At 73.0% G+C, this 19,894-nt stretch carries 19 protein-coding genes and 1 riboswitch; of the genes, 15 read left to right on the top strand and 4 right to left on the bottom strand.

Going from position 1 to position 19,894, the window contains the following annotated elements; all coding sequences use genetic code 11:
* Nucleotides 1-68 precede the first annotated feature (68 nt).
* Entirely contained in the window at nucleotides 69-1,895 is a 1,827-nt protein-coding gene (locus tag ACIPN7_RS23670; RefSeq protein ID WP_400548192.1) for a glycoside hydrolase family 15 protein, read from the top strand.
* Here ACIPN7_RS23670 and ACIPN7_RS23665 read toward each other — a convergent pair.
* Nucleotides 1,841-2,620, bottom strand: a complete 780-nt coding sequence (locus ACIPN7_RS23665) for an LLM class F420-dependent oxidoreductase (protein WP_400548189.1) — start codon at nucleotides 2,618-2,620, stop codon at nucleotides 1,841-1,843. The genes ACIPN7_RS23670 and ACIPN7_RS23665 overlap by 55 nt on opposite strands.
* Before the next feature lie 40 nt (nucleotides 2,621-2,660).
* A riboswitch (TPP riboswitch) is annotated at nucleotides 2,661-2,753 on the top strand.
* Here ACIPN7_RS23665 and ACIPN7_RS23660 point away from each other — a divergent pair.
* On the top strand, nucleotides 2,745-3,524 hold the full coding sequence (locus tag ACIPN7_RS23660) for a TenA family protein (RefSeq protein ID WP_400548186.1): 780 nt from the start codon (nucleotides 2,745-2,747) through the stop codon (nucleotides 3,522-3,524). Its footprint overlaps the riboswitch before it by 9 nt.
* 37 nt (nucleotides 3,525-3,561) lie before the next feature.
* Nucleotides 3,562-3,993, top strand: coding sequence for an SRPBCC family protein (locus tag ACIPN7_RS23655; RefSeq protein WP_400548183.1), 432 nt, complete (start codon nucleotides 3,562-3,564; stop codon nucleotides 3,991-3,993).
* 47 nt (nucleotides 3,994-4,040) lie between these two features.
* Here ACIPN7_RS23655 and ACIPN7_RS23650 read toward each other — a convergent pair whose 3' ends face one another.
* From ACIPN7_RS23650 to ACIPN7_RS23640, 3 genes are all read right to left on the bottom strand, one after another.
* Entirely contained in the window at nucleotides 4,041-4,799 is a 759-nt protein-coding gene (locus tag ACIPN7_RS23650) for a methyltransferase domain-containing protein (protein ID WP_400548180.1), read from the bottom strand.
* A gap of 98 nt (nucleotides 4,800-4,897) precedes the next feature.
* Nucleotides 4,898-6,364: a family 43 glycosylhydrolase gene (locus tag ACIPN7_RS23645; RefSeq protein WP_400548177.1), complete on the bottom strand. Its 1,467-nt coding sequence runs from the start codon at nucleotides 6,362-6,364 to the stop codon at nucleotides 4,898-4,900.
* A gap of 412 nt (nucleotides 6,365-6,776) precedes the next feature.
* Nucleotides 6,777-7,760: a quinone oxidoreductase family protein gene (locus ACIPN7_RS23640; RefSeq protein WP_400548174.1), complete on the bottom strand. Its 984-nt coding sequence runs from the start codon at nucleotides 7,758-7,760 to the stop codon at nucleotides 6,777-6,779.
* Nucleotides 7,761-7,863: 103 nt separating this feature from the next.
* On the opposite strand from ACIPN7_RS23640, the gene ACIPN7_RS23635 reads away from it, so the two are divergent.
* The 12 genes from ACIPN7_RS23635 to ACIPN7_RS23580 all read left to right on the top strand — a co-directional run bounded on the left by ACIPN7_RS23635 (nucleotide 7,864) and on the right by ACIPN7_RS23580 (nucleotide 19,762).
* Entirely contained in the window at nucleotides 7,864-8,961 is a 1,098-nt protein-coding gene (locus ACIPN7_RS23635) for an N-acetyl-gamma-glutamyl-phosphate reductase (protein WP_400548171.1), read from the top strand.
* Nucleotides 8,958-10,139, top strand: a complete 1,182-nt coding sequence (argJ, locus tag ACIPN7_RS23630; RefSeq protein ID WP_400548169.1) for a bifunctional glutamate N-acetyltransferase/amino-acid acetyltransferase ArgJ — start codon at nucleotides 8,958-8,960, stop codon at nucleotides 10,137-10,139. The genes ACIPN7_RS23635 and argJ overlap by 4 nt, the downstream gene beginning before the upstream one ends.
* Nucleotides 10,136-11,089, top strand: coding sequence for an acetylglutamate kinase (argB, locus tag ACIPN7_RS23625; protein ID WP_400548166.1), 954 nt, complete (start codon nucleotides 10,136-10,138; stop codon nucleotides 11,087-11,089). The genes argJ and argB overlap by 4 nt, the downstream gene beginning before the upstream one ends.
* Nucleotides 11,086-12,384: an acetylornithine transaminase gene (locus tag ACIPN7_RS23620; RefSeq protein WP_400548163.1), complete on the top strand. Its 1,299-nt coding sequence runs from the start codon at nucleotides 11,086-11,088 to the stop codon at nucleotides 12,382-12,384. The genes argB and ACIPN7_RS23620 overlap by 4 nt, the downstream gene beginning before the upstream one ends.
* Nucleotides 12,381-13,310, top strand: coding sequence for an ornithine carbamoyltransferase (gene argF, locus ACIPN7_RS23615; protein ID WP_400548160.1), 930 nt, complete (start codon nucleotides 12,381-12,383; stop codon nucleotides 13,308-13,310). Before ACIPN7_RS23620 ends, argF begins: the two co-directional genes overlap by 4 nt.
* A complete protein-coding gene (locus ACIPN7_RS23610; protein WP_400548157.1) occupies nucleotides 13,310-13,819 on the top strand; it encodes an arginine repressor in 510 nt (169 codons plus the stop codon). The genes argF and ACIPN7_RS23610 overlap by 1 nt, the downstream gene beginning before the upstream one ends.
* Before the next feature lie 52 nt (nucleotides 13,820-13,871).
* Nucleotides 13,872-15,119: an argininosuccinate synthase gene (locus ACIPN7_RS23605; RefSeq protein ID WP_400548154.1), complete on the top strand. Its 1,248-nt coding sequence runs from the start codon at nucleotides 13,872-13,874 to the stop codon at nucleotides 15,117-15,119.
* Nucleotides 15,116-16,591 carry an argininosuccinate lyase gene (argH, locus tag ACIPN7_RS23600; RefSeq protein WP_400548151.1) on the top strand — a complete coding sequence of 492 codons (1,476 nt, stop codon included), beginning with the start codon at nucleotides 15,116-15,118 and terminating at the stop codon, nucleotides 16,589-16,591. Before ACIPN7_RS23605 ends, argH begins: the two co-directional genes overlap by 4 nt.
* A gap of 76 nt (nucleotides 16,592-16,667) precedes the next feature.
* Nucleotides 16,668-17,219 carry a uridine kinase gene (locus ACIPN7_RS23595; RefSeq protein ID WP_400548148.1) on the top strand — a complete coding sequence of 184 codons (552 nt, stop codon included), beginning with the start codon at nucleotides 16,668-16,670 and terminating at the stop codon, nucleotides 17,217-17,219.
* Nucleotides 17,220-17,259: 40 nt separating this feature from the next.
* Nucleotides 17,260-17,934 carry a DNA-3-methyladenine glycosylase gene (locus tag ACIPN7_RS23590; RefSeq protein WP_400548145.1) on the top strand — a complete coding sequence of 225 codons (675 nt, stop codon included), beginning with the start codon at nucleotides 17,260-17,262 and terminating at the stop codon, nucleotides 17,932-17,934.
* Between the two features lie 62 nt (nucleotides 17,935-17,996).
* Complete coding sequence (locus ACIPN7_RS23585) at nucleotides 17,997-18,359, top strand: PadR family transcriptional regulator (RefSeq protein WP_400548142.1); 363 nt, start codon at nucleotides 17,997-17,999, stop codon at nucleotides 18,357-18,359.
* Nucleotides 18,359-19,762 carry a permease prefix domain 1-containing protein gene (locus ACIPN7_RS23580; protein ID WP_400548139.1) on the top strand — a complete coding sequence of 468 codons (1,404 nt, stop codon included), beginning with the start codon at nucleotides 18,359-18,361 and terminating at the stop codon, nucleotides 19,760-19,762. The genes ACIPN7_RS23585 and ACIPN7_RS23580 overlap by 1 nt, the downstream gene beginning before the upstream one ends.
* The last annotated feature ends 132 nt before the right edge of the window (nucleotides 19,763-19,894 follow it).

The following is a 19,894-nucleotide window of genomic DNA, read 5'->3' as shown; positions in this document are numbered from 1 at the left end:
GTCGGGTGGGCGAGCCTGACCCGACGTGTCGCCTGGTGAGCGGGCCGCGCGGTCCCTAGTCTGATGGTGTGGCGCGTCGCATCGAGGACTACGGGATGGTCGGTGATCTCCAGACCGCCGCGTTGATCGGCCGGGACGGATCGATCGACTGGATGTGCCTGCCGCGTTTCGACTCGCCGGCGTGCTTCGCCGCGCTGCTCGGGGACGAGCGGCACGGGTCGTGGCGCCTGGGCCCGACGTCGGGCGGCGACTGCACGAGCCGGCGCTACCGGGACGGCACGCTGGTCCTCGAGACGGAGTGGGACCTGCCCGAGGGCCGGGTCCGGGTGATCGACCTGATGCCGCCGCGCGGTGACGAGGCCGATCTGGTCCGGATCGTCGAGGGCGTCAGCGGCAGCGTCCCGATGACCACCGAGCTCCGCCTCCGGTTCGACTACGGGAACATCGTGCCCTGGATCACCCAGGACGGGGACGCGCTGCGCGCCGTGGCGGGCCCGGACTCGGTGCGCATCGACTCGGCGGTACCGATGACGCGGGAGGGCGTGAGCGACGGGTCGGTGCTGCGGGCCGAGTTCACCGTGGGGCCTGGTGAGCGGGTGTCGTTCGTCCTGAACTATCACGCGTCCCACCTGGAGACCGCCGATCCCGTGGAGCCGTACGGCGCGCTGCGCGACACCGAGGACTTCTGGCAGGCCTGGCTCACCGGGTGCTCGTACGACGGGCCGTGGGTCGATGCCGTCCACCGGTCGCTGATCACGCTGAAGGCCCTGACCTACGCGCCGACGGGCGCGATCGCGGCGGCGGCCACGACGTCGTTGCCCGAGCAGCTCGGCGGCACCCGTAACTGGGACTACCGGTACTGCTGGCTGCGCGACGCCGGGCTGACCCTGCAGGCCCTGATCGGCACGGGCTTCATCGACGAGGCGCGCGAGTGGCGGGCGTGGCTGCTGCGCGCGGTGGCGGGGGACCCGGCGGACCTGCAGATCATGTACGGGCTCGACGGCCGGCGGCGGCTGCCGGAGTACACGCTCGACTGGCTGCCCGGCTTCGAGGGTTCCGCACCGGTGCGGATCGGCAACGACGCGGCGAGCCAGCTCCAGATCGACGTGTGGGGCGAGACGCTGGACGCCCTGCACCATGCGCGCGAGGCGGGGCTGGAGCAGGACGAGGACGTGTGGCGGCTGCAGCGGGCGCTGCTGGAGCACCTCGAGGAGCACTGGGACGACCTCGACAACGGGCTCTGGGAGGTGCGCGGCCCCCGGCGCGCCTTCGTGCACTCGCGCGTCATGGCCTGGGCGGGTTTCGACCGAGCCGTGCGGGCGGTCGAGAAGTACGGCCTGGCGGACGAGCCCGTCGAGCGCTGGCGCGCCGTGCGCGACCGGATCCACGACGACGTGTGCACCCACGGGTTCGACGCAGAGCGGAACACGTTCACGCAGTTCTACGGCTCGGACGGGCTCGACGCCGCGCTGCTGCTGATCGGCCAGGTCGGCTTCCTGCCCTGGGACGATCCCCGGGTCGTCGGCACCGTGGACGCCGTGCAGCGCGAGCTCGGCCAGGACGGGCTGCTGCGGCGGTACCACAACGAGGCCGACGACCAGGTGGACGGCCTGCCCGGCGCCGAGGCGACGTTCCTGGTGTGCAACTTCTGGCTGGTCGACGCGCTGCACGGCATCGGCCGGGTCGACGAGTCCGTCGCCCTGTTCGAGCGGCTGCTCGCCGTGCGCAACGACCTGGGGCTGCTCAGCGAGGAGTACGACCCCGCCACGGGCCGGCACCTCGGCAACACGCCTCAGGCGTTCAGCCACCTGGGCCTGGTGAACAGCGCGCTGCGGCTGGGTCAGCCCCGCGAGTCGCGCCAGGCGACCCAGTCCGTGACGGTCGACAGGTCGTAGTCCGGCCCGGTCACCCCGACGGTGAACAGGGTGACCCCCGCCGCGACGAACGCCTCGCCGGTCGTACCGGGCGCGCCCTTGGCCTCCACCGAGCGTTCGACCAGCGCGGCGGTGTCGCGCCCGACGGCGGCCCCGTGCTCGTCGAGGATCGCCGACTTGCTCGTCAGGGTCGGCAGGTCGCCGAACGAGTGCCAGATGTCGGCGTGCTCGGCCACGATCCGCAGCGTCTTGCGCACGCCACCGCCGCCGATCAGGACCGGGATCTCGCGCGACGGCGCCGGGTTGCCGGCTGCCAGCCGGGCCTTGATGCGCGGCATCGCGTCGCCCAGGCTCGCGATGCGCGAACCCGCCGTGCCGAACTCGTAGCCGAACTGGTCGTAGTCCTTCTCGAACCAGCCGGCGCCCAGGCCCAGGATCAGCCGCCCGCCCGAGATGTGGTCGACCGTGCGGGCCATGTCCGCCAGCAGGTCGGGGTTGCGGTAGCCGATGCCGCTCACGAGGGCGCCGATCTCCACGCGCTCGGTCTGCTCGGCCCACGCGCCGAGCATGGTCCAGCACTCGAAGTGCTTGCCGTCGGGGTTGCCCCGCAGCGGGAAGAAGTGGTCCCAGTTGAAGATGACGTCCACCCCGGCATCCTCGGCGCGGAGCACCGCGTCGCGGATCGCGGAGTAGTCGGCGTGCTGGGGCTGGAGCTGGACACCGATGCGGATCGGGCGGTCTGTCATGGCGGCAGCCTACGACCCGCCGGATCCGATAGCCTCTGCCGCACGTGACACGGGGTGCCCTGCCAGGGCTGAGACCACACCCGTCGAACCTGATCCAGATCATGCTGGCGAAGGGATGTCCACCGTGACTTCTTCTGCTGTCCCCGTTTCCGCCGGGCCGTCCGGCACCGCCGCGCCGTCCGGCCCCGCCGCCGTCCGCCCCTTCACCGAGGAGGCCTGGGAACGCATCGCGGGCTGGCGCGACGCCGTCGAGCACATGCCGTTCGTCCGGGCGCTCGCGGACGGCTCGCTGCCCGCCGGGTCCTTCGCGTTCTACCTCGCCCAGGACGCCGCCTACCTGCGCGAGTACTCGCGCGTCCTGGCGGGCGCCGCGCGGGTGGCGCCCAACCCGGCCGCGCAGGGCTTCCTCGCGCGGTCGTCGGTGACGGCGCTGGAGGTCGAGACGGCGCTCCACCGCGACTGGCTGGGCGCCCATGCCGGACTGGTGGCGGGCGACGTCGCCGCGGTCGAGCCGTCCCCCGTCACCGCGGCCTACACGGGACACCTGCACGCCGCGGCGTCGGGCAGCTACGCGGAGACGGTCGCCGCGCTCCTGCCCTGCTACTGGCTCTACGCGCACGTCGGGAGCGTGCTCGTGGACCTCGCCGGACGCCGCCCCGGCGGCCTGGCGGGCCACCCGTACGGGGCCTGGATCGGCACCTACGGCGACGAGGCCTTCCAGGAGTCGACCCGCCAGGCCCGTCGCCTGGCCGACGATGCCGCCCGCTGGGTCTCCCCGGACGAGCGCGAGCGCATGCTGCGGGCGTTCGAGATCTCGTCGGTGCACGAGTACCTCTTCTTCGAGCAGGGCTTGACCGCCCCCACCTGGCCGACGCCGCCCATGTGGGCCGAGACTAGGGGGTGACGCCGTCGACGGCGCCGACCAGAGGACAGGAGCACCGATGCCGAACTACAGCACCTCCGCCGAGATCGACGCGACACCCGAGGAGGTGTGGGCGGTCCTGTCCGACGTCGAGCACATGCCCGACTGGACGTCGTCCATGAAGTCGGTCGAGATCATCGACGGGCCCAACCCGCCCGACGTCGGCACCCAGGTGCGGATCGAGCAGCCGGAGCTGCCGCTCGCGGTCTGGCTGATGGACGAGTGGGACCCGCCGCGGCACTTCGCGTGGATCACCGAGGCGCCGGGCGTGACCACGCAGGCGGAGCACCTCGTCGAGCCGCTGCCGGATGGCCGCTCCAAGGTGACGCTCGCGATCACGCAGACCGGCTCGCTGGCGTGGCTGGTCGGCGGCCTGGTGGGCAAGCGGACCCGGGAGTACGTCGACACCGAGCTGGCCGGGCTCGAGGTCCGCGTCACCCAGCAGGGCTGAGGCCGGGGCGGCCCACTCCGCTTGGCGCGCCCTCGTCGCCCGGGGTCTCAGGCGCGGGTGGCCACCGCGAACACCCGGCGGAACGCCAGCGGGGTGCCGTGCGCCCGCTCGGGGTAGGCCTCCCGGAGCGCCGCGCCGAACTCCTCCTCGAACCGGGCGCGCAGGCCCGGGTCCTTTGCCTCCAGCGCCTGGAGCGTGGGCTGGGCACCGGTCGCCGAGATCCAGCGCAGCACCGGGTCCGGCCCCTGCAGCACGTGCGTGTAGGTGGTCTCCCACGTGTCGACGGCCCAGCCCGGCCGGGCCAGGATCTCCAGGTACTCGGCCGGGTCGGCGGTGGCCCGCCGCTCGACCGGCCCGACGACGTCGGCGTACGGCGCGCGGGTGGCGACCTCCCGCAGGAGCCGGTGGCTGGGCGCGTCGTGGTTGCCCGGCACCTGGAACGCGAAGGTCTGCGCGGCCCGGTCGGCGAGCGTCGTGAGGAGCTCGCGGTGCCCCGGGACCCACTGGAGTGCCGCGTTGCTGATGACGAGGTCGGCGGTGTGGTCGTCGGTGCTCAGGTCGGCCAGCACGTACTCGGTCGCCGGGTCGGCGGCGCGGGCCTCGGCGATCATGGCGGGGGAGGCGTCCACCCCGGTGACGCGCGCCTCGGGCCAGCGCGCGCGGAGCACGGGGGTGAGGTGACCCGGGCCGCAGCCGAGATCCACGATCGTGCCCGGCGCGGCTGCCACGCGGGCGACCAGCTCCGTGAACGGCCGCGACCGCTCGTCCGTGTACTGCAGGTAGGCGCCGGGGTTCCAGTCGGCCATCACAACTCCTCGCCGTCGAGTATCTTGATGTCAAGATACATCACGGCGGGCCGGGCCGCGGCGTCCGCCGGGCTCGCGCCGGGCGGACGCCGTCCGCCCTACGCGACCTCGATGTAGTCCAGCTCGGTGAACGCCGTCCCCTTGCCCAGCCGGATGGTGTTCCAGCCGGCCTGCAGCGTGATGTCCTTGCCGGCCTGCTGCCAGTTGTCCCAGCCGGTGATCGGGTAGCTGATGGACCCGGCCGACGCCCCGTTGACCGTGACCGTGTGCGACGCCGTCACGGCCGAACCGTTGGCGTAGCCCACGTGCAGCGTGTAGCTGCCGGACGTCGGCACGTAGATCGACCCGACGTCGACCCAGCTGTCGGCGTGGTCGATGTACGCGGCGACCTTGCCGTCCGACGCGCCGGCCGCGTTCTCGCGGACCGTGCAGTTGTTCAGGGTGCCGCGCTCGGCCTCGTAGCGCACCCGGCTGCCGCGCACCACCGGGTTCGAGTTCGCCCAGCCGAGGTCGGCGACGTACATGCCGCGCCCGCCCGCGTCCCGGTGCCCGTGGAAGATCAGCTTGTCGCCCCCGGCGTCCCGCAGCACGTCGGCGCCGCCGGGGCCGGACACCGCGCCGTCGAGCGAGTCCGTGGTCATGAGGAACCGGAACGCCTTGGTGTAGGGGCCGGTGATCGAGTCGGCCACCGCGTAGCTGGTGCCGTACGAGTTGGTGCTGTACGGGCCCGCCGAGTAGAAGAGCACGTACTTGCCGCCCACCCTGGTCACGACGGGCGCCTCGATGATGCCGGCCTCGTCGGCCCGGTCGTTGCGCAGCACCTGGGTGGCGCCGCCCTGGAACGTGATGCCGTCCGCGGCCACGCGCTGCACGTGGATCCAGGTGGTGGCGCCGATGGCGTTGCCGTCGTTCTTCCACAGGATGTACCGGGTGCCGTCGGTGTCGACGAAGCTCGACGCGTCGATCGCGCCGCCCGCCTCCAGCGGGCAGATGAGCGGCTCGCTGCCGACCGGGGCGAACGGGCCGCCGGGGGAGTCGGCCAGCGCCGCGCCGATGCACTGCCGCCCCGACGCGGTGTGCCACGCCGTGTAGTAGAGGAGGTACTTGCCGTCGGCGCGCTGCGAGACGTCGGGCGCCCAGGTGCGCCCGGTCTTGGCCCACGCGCCGAGGGTCGGCAGGGCGTCGGCGGACTGGAAGGTCCACGGCCCGTCCGGGTCGGGCGCGGTGGCCCAGGGCAGGTTCTTGCCCTGGTTGGTGGCGTACGCGTAGTAGGTGCTCCCGAACTTCGACACGTCGGGGTCGGGGAAGTCGCGGTCGAGCACGAGGCTCGGCCCCACCGTCGTCAGGACGGAGACGTCGTCCGCAGTTGCGTCTTCTGCGTCGGCGTCGGCGCCGGTGTTGAGCGGGTCGGCGCCGGGCGCTGCGTCTGCGGGAGCTGCGACGGCGGGAACGCCGTCGTCGGCCGGTGCCGCAACCGCGGGGGCAACCGCGAGGACACCTGCGGCGAGGGCAGCGGCCGCCGCGCCGGCGACAAGCTTGAGCGGGCTGAAGCGAGGAAGTACCACGTTGAACCTCCGGGCGAGAGAAACTCGACGGGTGAATTGTCGCTATCTCGCGGCTCTGTGTAAAGGGCCTGGCCCGTGCCGGGCTGCTCGCGAGTGATTCCGGTCCAACGTTGGATCGGTTCGGTGCCGGTGCCCGGACCGTCCGCGCCGGTTGGGTGCGGACCCGTCCGGAGGTCGGGTGCCGACGCCGTCCGGCTGCCGCTGGCGCGCTGTGGGTAGCCGCGCCGTCGGCAGTTTGCAGCGCTGTCGGCAGTTTGCACCACAGACTCGGCACTTTGCATCGAGGTCGGCACAGGCCTGTGCCGACCTCGATGCAAACTGCCGACTCCACTGCAGCCTGCCGACTCCACTGCAGCCTGCCGACTCCACTGCAGCCTGCCGACTCCACTGCAGCCTGCCGACATCCGGGACCTCAGGGGACCAGCAGCACCTTGCCCGTCGTCGCGCGGGACTCCAGCGCCTGGTGCGCCTCGCCGGCGTCGGCGAGCGGGTAGGTGGCCCCGATGCGGACGTCCAGGTCGCCCGACGCCGCGGACGACAGCACCTCCGACGTGCGCCACTCCAGCTCCGCGCGCGTGAGGGCGTAGTGCGCGATCGTCGGCCGGGTGAGGTACAGCGAGCCGCCCCGGTTGAGGCGCTGCGGGTCGAACGGCGGCACCTGGCCCGACGACCCGCCGAACAGCACGAGCATCCCGCGGGGGCGCAGCGAGGCGAGCGACGCGTCGAAGGTGGTCCGGCCCACGCCGTCGTACACCACGTGCATGCCCTGGCCGTCGGTCAGCTCGCGCACGAGCGCGGGCAGCTCGGCGGTGATGTCGTCCATCGTGGCGTAGTCGATGGTGTGCGCCGCGCCGGCCGCGGCGGACAGCGCCGCCTTCTCCGGCGTCGAGACCGTGGTCACGACCCGCCCGCCGCGCGCGACGGCGAGCTGGGTGGCCAGCAGCCCGACGCCGCCCGCGCCCGCGTGCATCAGCACGTCGTGCCCGGGCTGCACCTCGAACGTGGACCGCACGAGGTAGTGCGCCGTGATGCCCTGCAGGGGGAGCGCGGCGGCGGTGGTCAGGTCGAGCCCGTCGGGCACGTGCACCACGCCGGAGGCGTTCACGGCGACCAGCTCCGCGTACGAGCCGGGCCCGTCGTGCCATGCCACGCGGTCGCCGACGGCGAATCCCGCGACGCCCTCGCCCAGCGCCTCCACGGTGCCCGCGCCCTCGGCGCCCACCACGTGCGGGTACTCCATCGGGTACACGCCCGCACGGCGGTAGGTGTCGATGAAGTTGACACCGGCCGCGGCGACGCGGAGCAGGAGCTGCCCCGGCCCGGGTTCCGGGTCGGGGAACTCGGTGTACGACAGGACCTCGGGGCCGCCCGCCTCACGGGCTACGACTGCGCGCATGGGCCGAGCCTACGTCGCGTGCTCCGGGGTCCGAGGACGGGCCGCCCGTCCGCCGTCCGGCACGGGTTTCGCCCTCGCTGCATAACTATGTACACTACCGAATATGTCCAGCAGCCAGCTCATCCGAGTCGCCGTCGCGGGCGCTTCCGGCTATGCGGGCGGGGAGGTCCTGCGCCTCCTCGCGGCCCACCCGTTCGTCGAGATCGGCACCCTGACCGCGCACGCGAGCGCCGGGTCGAGCCTCGGCGAGGTCCAGCCGCACCTGCGCGGCCTCGCGCACCGCATCCTGGAGCCCACCACGCCCGAGACGCTCGCCGGCCATGACGTCGTGGTGCTCGGCCTGCCGCACGGCGCGTCGGGCCAGGTCGCCGCCCAGCTCCCCGACGACGTCCTGGTCATCGACCTGGGTGCCGACCACCGGCTGGAGTCCGCGAGCGACTGGGAGCAGTTCTACGGCTCGACGCACGCGGGGACCTGGCCGTACGGCATGCCCGAGCTGATCCACGCCGAGACGCCGGGCACCGACCTGGCCACGACCGACCTGACCGCCGCCGCCCGCCAGCGGGACAAGCTGCCCGGCGCGCGCCGCATCGCCGTGCCCGGCTGCAACGTCACCGCGGTGACCCTGGGCCTGCAGCCGGGGGTAGCGGCGGGCGTGGTCGAGCCCACGGACATCGTCGCGGTGCTGGCCAACGGCTACTCCGGCGCGGGCAAGGCGCTCAAGCCGCACCTGCTGGCGAGCGAGGCCCTCGGTTCGGCCCAGCCGTACGGGGTGGGCGGCACGCACCGGCACATCCCGGAGATCCAGCAGAACCTGCGGGCCGCCGGCGCGCCCGAGGTGGGCATCAGCTTCACGCCCACCCTGGTGCCGATGGCGCGCGGCATCCTCGCGACCGCGACCGCCCGGCTGGCCCGGGGCGCCGACCCGGAGCAGGTCAGGGCCGCCTGGGAGGCCGCCTACGCCGACGAGCCGTTCGTGCACCTGCTGCCCGAGGGTCAGTGGCCCAGCACCGCGATGACGCTCGGCGCCAACACGGCCGTCGTGCAGGTCGCCGTCGACGCGGCCGCCCGCCGGGTCGTCACGGTCACGGCCATCGACAACCTGGTCAAGGGGACTGCGGGCGCCGCGGTCCAGTCCATGAACCTCGCCCTCGGCCTGCGGGAGACCGCCGGCCTCATCACCGAAGGAGTCGCACCATGACGGTGACCTCCCCGCAAGGGTTCCGCGCCGCCGGGGTCACGGCGGGCCTCAAGGCCTCCGGCAGGCCGGACCTGGCGCTGGTCGTCAACGACGGCCCCGAGTTCGCCGCCGCCGCGGTGTTCACGAGCAACCGCGTCGTCGGCGCGCCGGTGCTGTGGTCGCGACAGGCCGTGAAGGACGGCGTCGCCCGCGCGGTGGTGTTCAACTCCGGCGGGGCGAACGTGTGCACCGGGCCGGGCGGGTTCCAGGACGCGCACGCCACCGCCGAGAAGGTGGCCGACGAGCTCGGCATCGGCGCCATCGACGTGCTGGTGGGCTCGACCGGCCTGATCGGCGTGCGGCTCGCCGCCGACAAGCTGCTCGCCGGCATCCCCGTCGCGGTCGGCGCGCTCGCGGCCGACGACGCCGCCGGGCAGGCCGCCGCCACATCGATCATGACCACGGACACCGTGGCCAAGACGGCGGTGCGCACCGTCGAGACGCCGTCGGGCACCTTCACCGTGGGCGGCATGGCCAAGGGCGCGGGCATGCTCGCGCCCGCCCTGGCGACGATGCTGTGCGTGGTGACCACGGACGCCGTCGTCCCCGCCGCGGACGCCGACGCCGCCCTGCGGGCCGCCACACGCGTCACCTTCGACCGCGTCGACTCCGACGGCGCCATGTCCACCTCCGACACCGTGGTGCTCATGGCGTCGGGCGCCTCCGGCGTGCCGACCGACCTGGCCACCCTCACCGAGGCCGTCACCGCGATCTGCGCGGACCTCGCGCGGCAGCTCGTGGCCGACGCCGAGGGCGCGTCCCACGACATCGCCATCACCGTCACGAACGCGACCACCGAGGACGCCGCCCTGGCCGTGGCCCGCGCCGTGAGCCGGTCCAACCTGGTCAAGGCCGCCGTGTTCGGCAACGACCCCAACTGGGGCCGCATCCTGTCCCAGGTCGGCACCGTGCCCGAGGAGGTCGCGCCGTTCGACCCCGCCGAGCTCGACGTGAGCGTCAACGGCGTCATGGTCTGCAAGGCCGGCGGCGCCCACGAGCCGCCCGAGAAGGTCGACATGGCCGCGGCCCGCGAGGTCACGTTCACCATCGACCTGCACGCCGGCGACGCCGAGATCACGCTGTGGACCAACGACCTGACGCACGACTACGTCCACGAGAACAGCGCGTACAGCACATGAGCAGCGACATCGTGAACGGGCTGCGGCCCGACCAGAAGGCCGAGGTGCTCATCGAGGCCCTGCCCTGGCTGCAGGAGTTCTCCGGCGCGCTCGTCGTGGTCAAGTATGGCGGCAACGCCATGATCGACGCCGAGCTCAAGGCCGCCTTCGCGCAGGACATGGTGTTCCTGCGCCAGGTGGGGCTGCGGCCCGTCGTCGTGCACGGCGGGGGACCGCAGATCAACGCCATGCTCGACCGCCTCGGCATCGAGTCGGAGTTCAAGGGCGGCCTGCGTGTCACCACGCCGGAGGCCATGGAGATCGTGCGCATGGTGCTGACCGGCCAGGTCAGCCGGGAGCTCGTGGGCCTGATCAACGCCCACGGCCCCGTCGCCGTGGGCCTCTCCGGGGAGGACGGCGGACTGCTCGGCGCCCAGCGCCGGCACGCGATCGTCGAGGGCGTGCCCGTCGACGTCGGCCTCGTGGGCGACGTCGTCCAGGTGGACCCGCGCGCCGTGGAGGACCTGCTGGAGGCCGGGCGTATCCCCGTGGTGTCCACCATCGCGCCCGACAAGGACGACCCGACCCAGGTGCTCAACGTCAACGCGGACACCGCGGCGTCGGCGCTCGCGGTGGCGCTGGGCGCCAAGAAGCTCATCGTGCTGACCGACGTCGAGGGCCTCTACACGGACTGGCCCGACAAGGGCTCGCTCGTCGAGCGGATCACGGCGCCCGAGCTGGCCGAGCTGCTGCCTACCCTCCAGGCGGGGATGGTGCCCAAGATGGAGGCGTGCCTGCGCGCGGTCGAGGGTGGCGTGGGCGCGGCGACGGTCATCGACGGACGGCAGCCGCACAGCGCGCTGCTGGAGGTCTTCACCACGCGGGGCAACGGCACGATGGTGGTCGCGGGGCCCGCACCGGCCGAGCCGGCCGAGGCAGCCTTCGAGGCACAGGAAGGAACGGACGCATGAGCACGGTCATCCCGGCCGACGAGGCCGCGGCCCTGACGGCCGACGGCTCCGCCGCAGCATGGACCCAGCGGTACACGGGCGCGGTGATGGACACGTTCGGCCCGCCGCAGCGCGTGCTGGTGCGCGGCGAGGGCGCCTACGTGTGGGACGCCGACGGCAAGCGCTACCTCGACCTGCTCGCGGGCATCGCGGTGAACGCGCTGGGCCACGCGCACCCGACGCTGACGGCCGCGATCAGCGCCCAGCTCGGCACGCTCGGGCACGTCTCCAACTTCTTCGGCACGCCCGCCCAGATCGCGCTCGCCGAGACGCTGCTGCGCGTGGCCGAGGCGCCGGAGGGCTCGCGCGTGTTCCTCACCAACTCGGGCACCGAGGCGGTCGAGGCGGCGTTCAAGATGACGCGCCGGGTCGCGACGTCGTCCGGCGTGGGCACGCGCACGCGCGTGCTGGCCCTGGAGGGCGGCTTCCACGGCCGGTCCATGGGCGCGCTCGCGCTGACCGCGAAGGCCGCGTACCGCGAGCCGTTCGAGCCGCTCCCGGGCGGCGTCGAGCACCTGCCGTTCGGCGACCTGGCCGCCCTGGAGGCCGCGTTCACGCCGCAGTCCGTGGCCGAGCACGGCGAGGTCGCGGCCCTGGTGGTCGAGCCCGTGCAGGGCGAGGCCGGTGTGCGGCCCCTGCCGCCGGGCTACCTCGCGGCCGCCCGCCGCCTGACCCGGGCGCACGGCGCGCTGCTCGTGCTGGACGAGGTCCAGACGGGTGTCGGCCGGTGCGGTTCGTGGTTCGCCTACCAGCAGCCGGAGATCGGCGGCGGCATCGTGCCCGACGTCGTCACGGTCGCCAAGGGCCTCGGCGGCGGCTTCCCCGTGGGCGCGGTGATCGCGTACGGCGAGGCGGCCCGCCTGCTGGGCCGCGGCCAGCACGGCAGCACGTTCGGCGGCAACCCCGTGGCCTCGGCCGCGGCGCTCGCGACGCTGGGCGTGATCGAGCGTGACGGTCTGCTGACCAACGTGCGCGAGGTCGGGGCCCTGCTGCGCCAGGAGATCGAGATGTGCGGCAGCCCGCTCGTCAAGGAGGTCCGCGGGCGCGGCCTGCTGCTCGCCGTCGTGCTCAACGAGCCGGTGGCGCCCCAGGTCGCCACCGCCGCCCTGGAGGCCGGACTGATCGTCAACGCGGTGGCGCCCGACGCGATCCGGCTCGCTCCGCCGCTCATCCTGACCGCGGAGCAGGCCACGGAGGCCGCCCGCTTCTTCGCCTCGCTCGCCGAGCACGTCGAGACCACGGAGGACCCCGCATGACCCGCCACTTCCTGCGCGACGACGACCTGACGCCCGTCGAGCAGAAGGCCGTCCTGGAGCTCGGCCTCGCCCTCCGCGCCGACCGGTACGCGAAGCGCCCGCTGGAGGGCCCGCGGGCCGTCGCGTTCATCACCGACAAGCCGACGCTGCGCACCCAGGTGTCGTTCGCCGCCGGGATCGCCGAGCTCGGCGGGTTCCCGCTCGTGGTGGACGGCCGGCTCGCGCAGATCGGCGTCCGCGAGTCCGTCGCGGACACCACCCGCGTGCTCGACCGGCAGGTGTCCGCCATCGCGTGGCGCACGTTCGGGCAGGACCGCATCGAGGAGATGGCGTCCGTCTCGCGCGTGCCCGTGGTCAACGCCCTGACCGACGACTTCCACCCCTGCCAGATCCTCGCGGACCTGCTCACGGTGGCGCAGCACCGGGGGCTGGAGAGCCTGCCCGGCACCACGTTCGCCTACGTGGGCGACGCCGCGAACAACATGGGCAACTCCTACCTGCTGGGCGGTGCGACGGCCGGCCTGCACGTGCGGATCGCCGGCCCGGAGGGCTACCTGCCCGACGCCGCCATGGTCGCCCGGGCGACCGAGATCGCCGCGACCACGGGCGGCTCGGTGACCGTGACGACGTCGGCCAAGGAGGCCGTTGCCGGGGCGGACGTCGTGGCCACCGACACCTGGGTGTCGATGGGCGACGAGGCCGAGGCCGAGGCGCGGTCCAAGCCGTTCTGGGACTACCAGGTCAACGCGGAGCTGCTCGCGGGCGCCGCCCCGGACGCGCTCGTGCTGCACTGCCTGCCGGCCTACCGCGGCAAGGAGATCACCGCCGACGTCATCGACGGGCCGCAGTCCGTGGTCTTCGACGAGGCCGAGAACCGCCTGCACGCGCAGAAGGCGCTGCTGGCCTGGCTGCTGGAGCAGGGCTGATGGTCGCCCGGCAGACCGCGACGACGGCGACGACCAAGGCGGCCCGGCACGCCCGGATCACGGCGATCGTCACGCGTAACGCGATCCACTCGCAGGCCGAGCTGGCCGACGCGCTGGCGGCGGACGGCGTGAGCGTCACGCAGGGCACGCTGTCGCGCGACCTGATCGAGCTGCAGGCCGAGAAGGTACGCGGCTCGGACGGCACGCTCGTCTACGCGGTCCCGGGCGAGGGCGGCGACCGCAGCGCCCAGTCCGACGCGAGCGAGGAGTACCTGTCCGCGCGGCTGGCCCGGCTCGCCAAGGAGCTGCTGGTCTCGGCCGAGTCGTCGGGCAACCTCGTGGTGCTCCGCACCCCGCCGGGGGCGGCCAACCTGCTGGCCTCGGCCATCGACCACTCCGTCTTCCCCGGGATGCTGGGGACGATCGCGGGGGACGACACGATCCTCGTGATCGCGCGCGACGCCGACGGCGCCGCACTCGCGGGCCGCTTCCTCGCGCTCAGCGCCTGAGAACCCACAAGAATTGCACCTGAACACCACCACCGGAAAGAGAACGTCAATCATGACTGAACGCGTCGTGCTCGCCTACTCGGGCGGCCTGGACACCTCCGTCGCCATCGGCTGGATCGCCGAGGCCACCGGGGCCGAGGTGGTCGCCGTGGCCGTCGACGTCGGCCAGGGCGGCGAGGACATGAACGTCATCCGCCAGCGCGCGCTGGACTGCGGCGCCGTCGAGGCGTACGTCGCCGACGCGCGCGACGAGTTCGCCGCCGAGTACTGCATGCCCGCGCTGCGGGCCAACGGCATGTACCTCGACCGCTACCCGCTGGTCTCCGCCATCTCGCGCCCCGTGATCGTCAAGCACATGGTGCGCGCCGCCCGCGAGTTCGGTGCCTCGACCGTGGCCCACGGCTGCACCGGCAAGGGCAACGACCAGGTCCGGTTCGAGGTGGCCACCACGTCGCTCGCGCCCGACCTCAAGTCGATCGCGCCGGTGCGGGACCTCGCGCTGACCCGCGAGAAGGCCATCGACTACGCAGAGAAGCACGACCTGCCGATCGCGACCACGAAGAAGAACCCGTTCTCGATCGACCAGAACGTGTGGGGCCGCGCCGTCGAGACAGGCTTCCTCGAGGACATCTGGAACGAGCCCACCAAGGACGTCTACTCCTACACGGACGACCCGACGTTCCCGCCGGTGGCCGACGAGGTCATCCTCACCTTCGAGCAGGGCATCCCCGTGGCGATCGACGGTGTGCCCGTCACCCCGCTGCAGGCCATCCAGGAGATGAACCGCCGCGCGGGCGCGCAGGGTGTCGGCCGCATCGACATCGTGGAGGACCGGCTCGTGGGCATCAAGTCCCGCGAGATCTACGAGGCCCCGGGTGCGATCGCGCTGATCGCGGCCCACCAGGAGCTGGAGAACGTCACGCTCGAGCGCGAGCAGGCCCGGTTCAAGCGCCAGGTCGAGCAGCGCTGGAGCGAGCTCGTCTACGACGGCATGTGGTTCTCGCCGCTGAAGAAGTCGCTGGACGTCTTCGTCGACGACACCCAGAAGTACGTCTCGGGCGACATCCGCATGGTGCTGCACGGCGGCCGGGCCACCGTGACCGGACGCCGCTCGGAGCAGTCGCTGTACGACTTCAACCTCGCCACCTACGACGAGGGCGACGCGTTCGACCAGTCGCAGGCCCGCGGCTTCATCGAGATCTACGGCCTCACCGCCAAGCTCGCCGCCGCGCGCGACGAGAAGTTCGGCAACGGCGTGGACCTCGGTGCCAGGGCGAACCTGACGGCGGGCGCGCTGTGAGCGAGCACGACGGCAAGGATGTCGAGTCCGCGACCTCGCGGACCGTCGGCGCGCACACCGGCCCGAAGGTCGCCCTCTGGGGCGGCCGGTTCGCCGGCGGGCCGTCGCCGGAGCTGTCCGCGCTGTCGCAGTCGACGCACTTCGACTGGCGGCTCGCGCAGTACGACATCGCCGGGTCGCGGGCGCACGCCCGCGCCCTGGCGGCGGCCGGTCTGCTCACCGGGCCGGAGCTCGCGCGCATGATCGACGCGCTGGACGTGCTGGAGCAGGACGTCGTCTCGGGCGCCTTCCTGCCGGTGCTCGACGACGAGGACGTGCACACGGCGCTGGAGCGCGGCCTGCTGGAGCGCGCCGGCGACGAGCTGGGCGGCAAGCTGCGCGCCGGCCGGTCCCGCAACGACCAGATCGCCACGCTGGTGCGGCTGTACCTGCGCGACCAGGCCCGCACCGTGGGCACGCAGGTGCTCGACCTCGTGGACGAGCTCATCGTCCAGGCGGCCGCGGCCGGGAGCGCCCCCATGCCGGGACGCACCCACCTGCAGCACGCCCAGCCGGTGCTGCTGGCGCACCACCTGCTGGCGCACGCGTGGCCGCTGCTGCGCGACGTGGACCGGTTCCTCGACTGGGACGTGCGCGCCTCGAAGTCGCCCTACGGGTCCGGCGCGCTCGCGGGCTCCTCGCTGGGCCTGGACCCGGCGGCCGTGGCCGCCGACCTGGGCCTGGAGGGCGGTCCCGTCGAGAACTCGATCGACGGCACGGCCTCGCGCGACGTGGCGGCCGAGTTCGCCTTCGTCGCGGCGATGATCGCGGTGGACCTGTCGCGCATCGCGGAGGAGGTCATCCTCTGGAACACCAAGGAGTTCGGGTTCGTCCGGCTGGACGACGCGTACTCCACGGGCTCGTCGATCATGCCGCAGAAGAAGAACCCGGACATCGCCGAGCTCGCGCGTGGCAAGGCCGGGCGCGTGATCGGTGACCTCACCGGCCTGCTCACCACGCTCAAGGGTCTGCCGCTCGCGTACAACCGCGACCTGCAGGAGGACAAGGAGCCGGTGTTCGACCAGGTGGCGACCCTCACGGCGGTGCTGCCCGCGTTCACGGGCATGGTGCGCACCATGGTGTTCGACACCGACCGCATGGCCGAGCTCGCGCCGCAGGGCTTCTCGCTCGCGACCGACATCGCCGAGTGGCTCGTCAAGCAGGGTGTGCCGTTCCGGGTGGCGCACGAGGTGGCCGGCTCCTGCGTGCAGGAGTGCGAGGCGCGCGGCATCGAGTTGTGGGACCTGTCCGACGAGGACCTGGCCAAGATCTCGGAGCACCTCACCCCCGAGGTGCGCTCCGTGCTGTCGGTCGAGGGCTCGCTCGCCTCGCGCGACAACGTGGGCGGCACCGCCCCGGCGCGGGTCGCGGAGCAGATCGAGGCGGCCAAGGAGCGCGCCACGGAGTTCCGCTTCTGGGCCCAGCCGAGCTAGGACCACCCAGCGATCGTGCCCGGATCTCACGTGGATTCCGGGCACAATCGCTGGGTAGACCTATGAGGGGAGTGGTATGACCGTCACGCCGGGAGTGCTGGGTGAGGTGCTGGGGCGGATCCGGGTGGTCGACGCGCGTCTGGTGTGCGTCGACGGGCCCGCCGGGTCGGGCAAGACGACGCTGGCCGCGCAGCTCGCGGACGCGCTGGAGGCCCCGGTGATCCACATGGACGACCTCTACGAGGGCTGGGCGGCCGGGCCCGACGGCGGCGCCGAGAACCTGCGCCGCTGGGTCCTGGACCCGCTGGCCGCGGGGGATCGGGTGCGTTACCGGCGCTACGACTGGGTCGAGGGCGACTGGGCCGAGTGGCACGACGTCCCGCCGTCGGCCCACCTGGTGGTGGAGGGCTGCGGCGCGGGCGCGCGCCAGGTGGACGCCTTGGGGGCGTTCCGCATCTGGGTCCAGGCGGACGACGCCGAGCGGCTGCGCCGCGGCCTGGCCCGCGACGGTGAGGACGCGCGCGAGCACTGGCTGCGCTGGATGGCCGACGAGGCCGAGCACTACGCGCGCGAGCGCACCCGCGAGCGGGCCGACCTGCATGTGGACGGGGTCGGCGCGCTGATCTGATGGAGCGGACATCCCAGGAGCGAACCCGAGTGACGCACCCATGACCGTGCCCGCCCGCCAGTTCTTCGACCGGCCCGTGGTCGACGTCGCGCGCGACCTGCTCGGCGCTGCCCTGGCCCGCAGCACCGTCGACGGTGCTGTGACCCTGCGGATCACCGAGGTCGAGGCCTACGACGGGACGAACGACCCCGGATCGCACGCCTTCCGCGGCCCGAGCCGGCGCAACGAGACCATGTTCGGCGAGCCCGGACGGTTCTACGTGTACCGGCACCTGGGGCTGCACTACTGCGCCAACGTGGTCTGCGGCCCGGCCGGGACGGCGTCCGCGGTGCTGCTGCGCGCCGGCGAGGTGACGGGCTCCGGACCTGAGGGACTTGCGCTCGCGCGGACCCGGCGCCTCGCGTCGGGTGTGGCGCGCACCGACCGCGACCTGGCCCGGGGACCGGCCCGGCTCGCCGTCGCGCTCGGCCTCGACCTGTCCGATGACGGCGCGGACGTGACCGACCCGGCGGGTGCGGTGGTGCTGGAGGTGCCCGAGGCGCCGTCGGGCACCGTGCTGTCCGGGCCCCGCGTGGGCGTGAGCGGCGACGGCGGCCGCGCCGACCTGTATCCGTGGCGCTTCTGGCTCGACGGCGAGCCGACGGTGTCGGTCTATCGGCCTGCCACGAAAAGGCCCGCGAAACGGCCCGCGACGCAACGTCCCGCACGAACCTAGTTCTCCTATGCCTAGTGCTGCTAGGGTAGGCATCCCTAGCAGCACTAGGCATAGGAGTGCAGGTGCACATCGACAAGGATCTGGTCGCGGCGTCCGCGACGCCGCTCGTCCTCGGCATCCTGTCCGACGGCGAGTCGTACGGCTACGCGATCCTCAAGCGCGTCAACGAGCTCTCCGGCGGCCGCATGGAATGGACCGACGGCATGCTCTACCCCCTGCTCCACCGGCTCGAACGCCTGGAGTACGTCAAGGCGACGTGGGGCACGTCCGACGTCGGACGGCGGCGCAAGCACTACGCGATCACCGCGTCCGGCCAGGAGGCGCTCGCGGAGCGGCGGCAGCAGTGGGCGGTCGTGTCCGACGCGCTCAAGCAGGTCTGGCAGGACGTCCAGCCCGGCCCTGCCGTCGCGGAGGGGTGGGCCTGATGAGCGACCAGAACGCGAACGGTCCCGCCCAGCAGACCGGGCCGGCCGAGCACGTCGTGCTGGAAGAACAGATTGACCTGTGGCGCGGCTACGTCCAGCGCCGTCGGGCCATCTCCGCGGCCGACGTCGACGAGATGGAGGACCACCTGCGCGGCCAGGTCAGCGACCTGACGGCCAGCGGGCTGGAGGACGAGGAGGCCTTCCTCGTGGCGGTCAAGCGCATGGGCAACCTCGACGAGGTGTCTCGCGAGTTCGCGCGTGAGCACTCCGACAGGCTCTGGAAGCAGCTCGTGCTGGTCCCCGAGGAGCCGAGCGACGGTGGGCGCTGGCGCGAGCTGGCCGTGGTCCTGGCGCTCGCGGTCGGCGCGGGGATCGCGCTCAAGGTGCTGCTCGCCGCCACGACTGGCAACGAGCTGGTGCTCGTGCGCAACGCCGTCTTCGCCGTCCTGCCGTTCCTGGCCGGGTACTTCGTGTGGAAGCGGCGCGTCCCGTGGCGCGTGGGCGCCACCCTGCTCGCCATCACAACGGCGCTCGCACTGGTGGTCAATCTCTACCCGTTCGAGTCCGGGCCGTACGACGAGCCCGGCATGACCGAGTTCCTCGCGATCAGCCACACCCCCGTGGTGCTCTGGCTGCTCCTCGGAGTCGTGTACGCGGGCGGCGCGTGGCGGTCGGGCGCGCGGCGCATGGACTTCGTGCGGTTCACCGGCGAGCTCGTCATCTACCTGGCGCTCATCGCGCTCGGCGGCGGGCTGCTCATCGGGCTCACGTTCGGCTCGCTCAGCCTGGTCGGGGCCGACTTCGAGCCCTTCCTCGGCGACTGGCTCCTGCCGTTCGCCCTCCCCGGTGCCCTCCTGGTCGGCGCATGGCTGGTCGAGGCCAAGAAGAACGTCGTCGAGAACATCGCCCCGGTGCTGACCCGCGTGTTCACGCCCCTGACGATCGTCATGCTGGTCGCGATCTTCGTCGTGCTGGTGGTGAACGGCCCGCTCACCTCGGTCGACCGCGAGCTGCTCATCCTCATGGACGCGATCCTCGTGCTGGTCCTGTTCCTGCTGCTGTACTCGATCTCGGCCCGCGACCCGCTCGCCCCGCCCGGGATCTTCGACTGGCTGCAGCTCGTCCTGGTCGGCGCGGCGCTCGCGGTGGACGCCGTGGCGCTGACCGCGATGCTCACCCGGATCGCCGAGTTCGGCTTCACCGCCAACAAGGTCGCGGCGCTCGGGCTCAACCTGGTGCTGCTGGTCCACCTTGCGTGGGCGGCGTGGCTGGCGACCGGCTTCGTCCGGGGGCAGCGTAATTTCGGTGCGATCGAGCGCTGGCAGACGGCGTACCTGCCGGTCTACGCGGTGTGGGCGACGATCGTCGTGGTCGCCTTCGGCCCGATCTTCGGCTTCGCCTGACGGTCCAGGGCGAGATCGGTCGGTTGACCTGAGATCGGTCGGGCGACCCCCCCGGCACCCGGGAACCCCCCCCCACCCGGCCCCCCCGGCGGCGGGGCGGCCCCCCCGGGGGGGTGCCCCCCCCCCCCCCCC

The sequence above is a fragment of the Promicromonospora sp. NPDC090134 genome (assembly GCF_044746965.1).
GTDB lineage: Bacteria > Actinomycetota > Actinomycetes > Actinomycetales > Cellulomonadaceae > Promicromonospora.
This window is presented reverse-complemented; position numbering and strand designations above follow the sequence as displayed.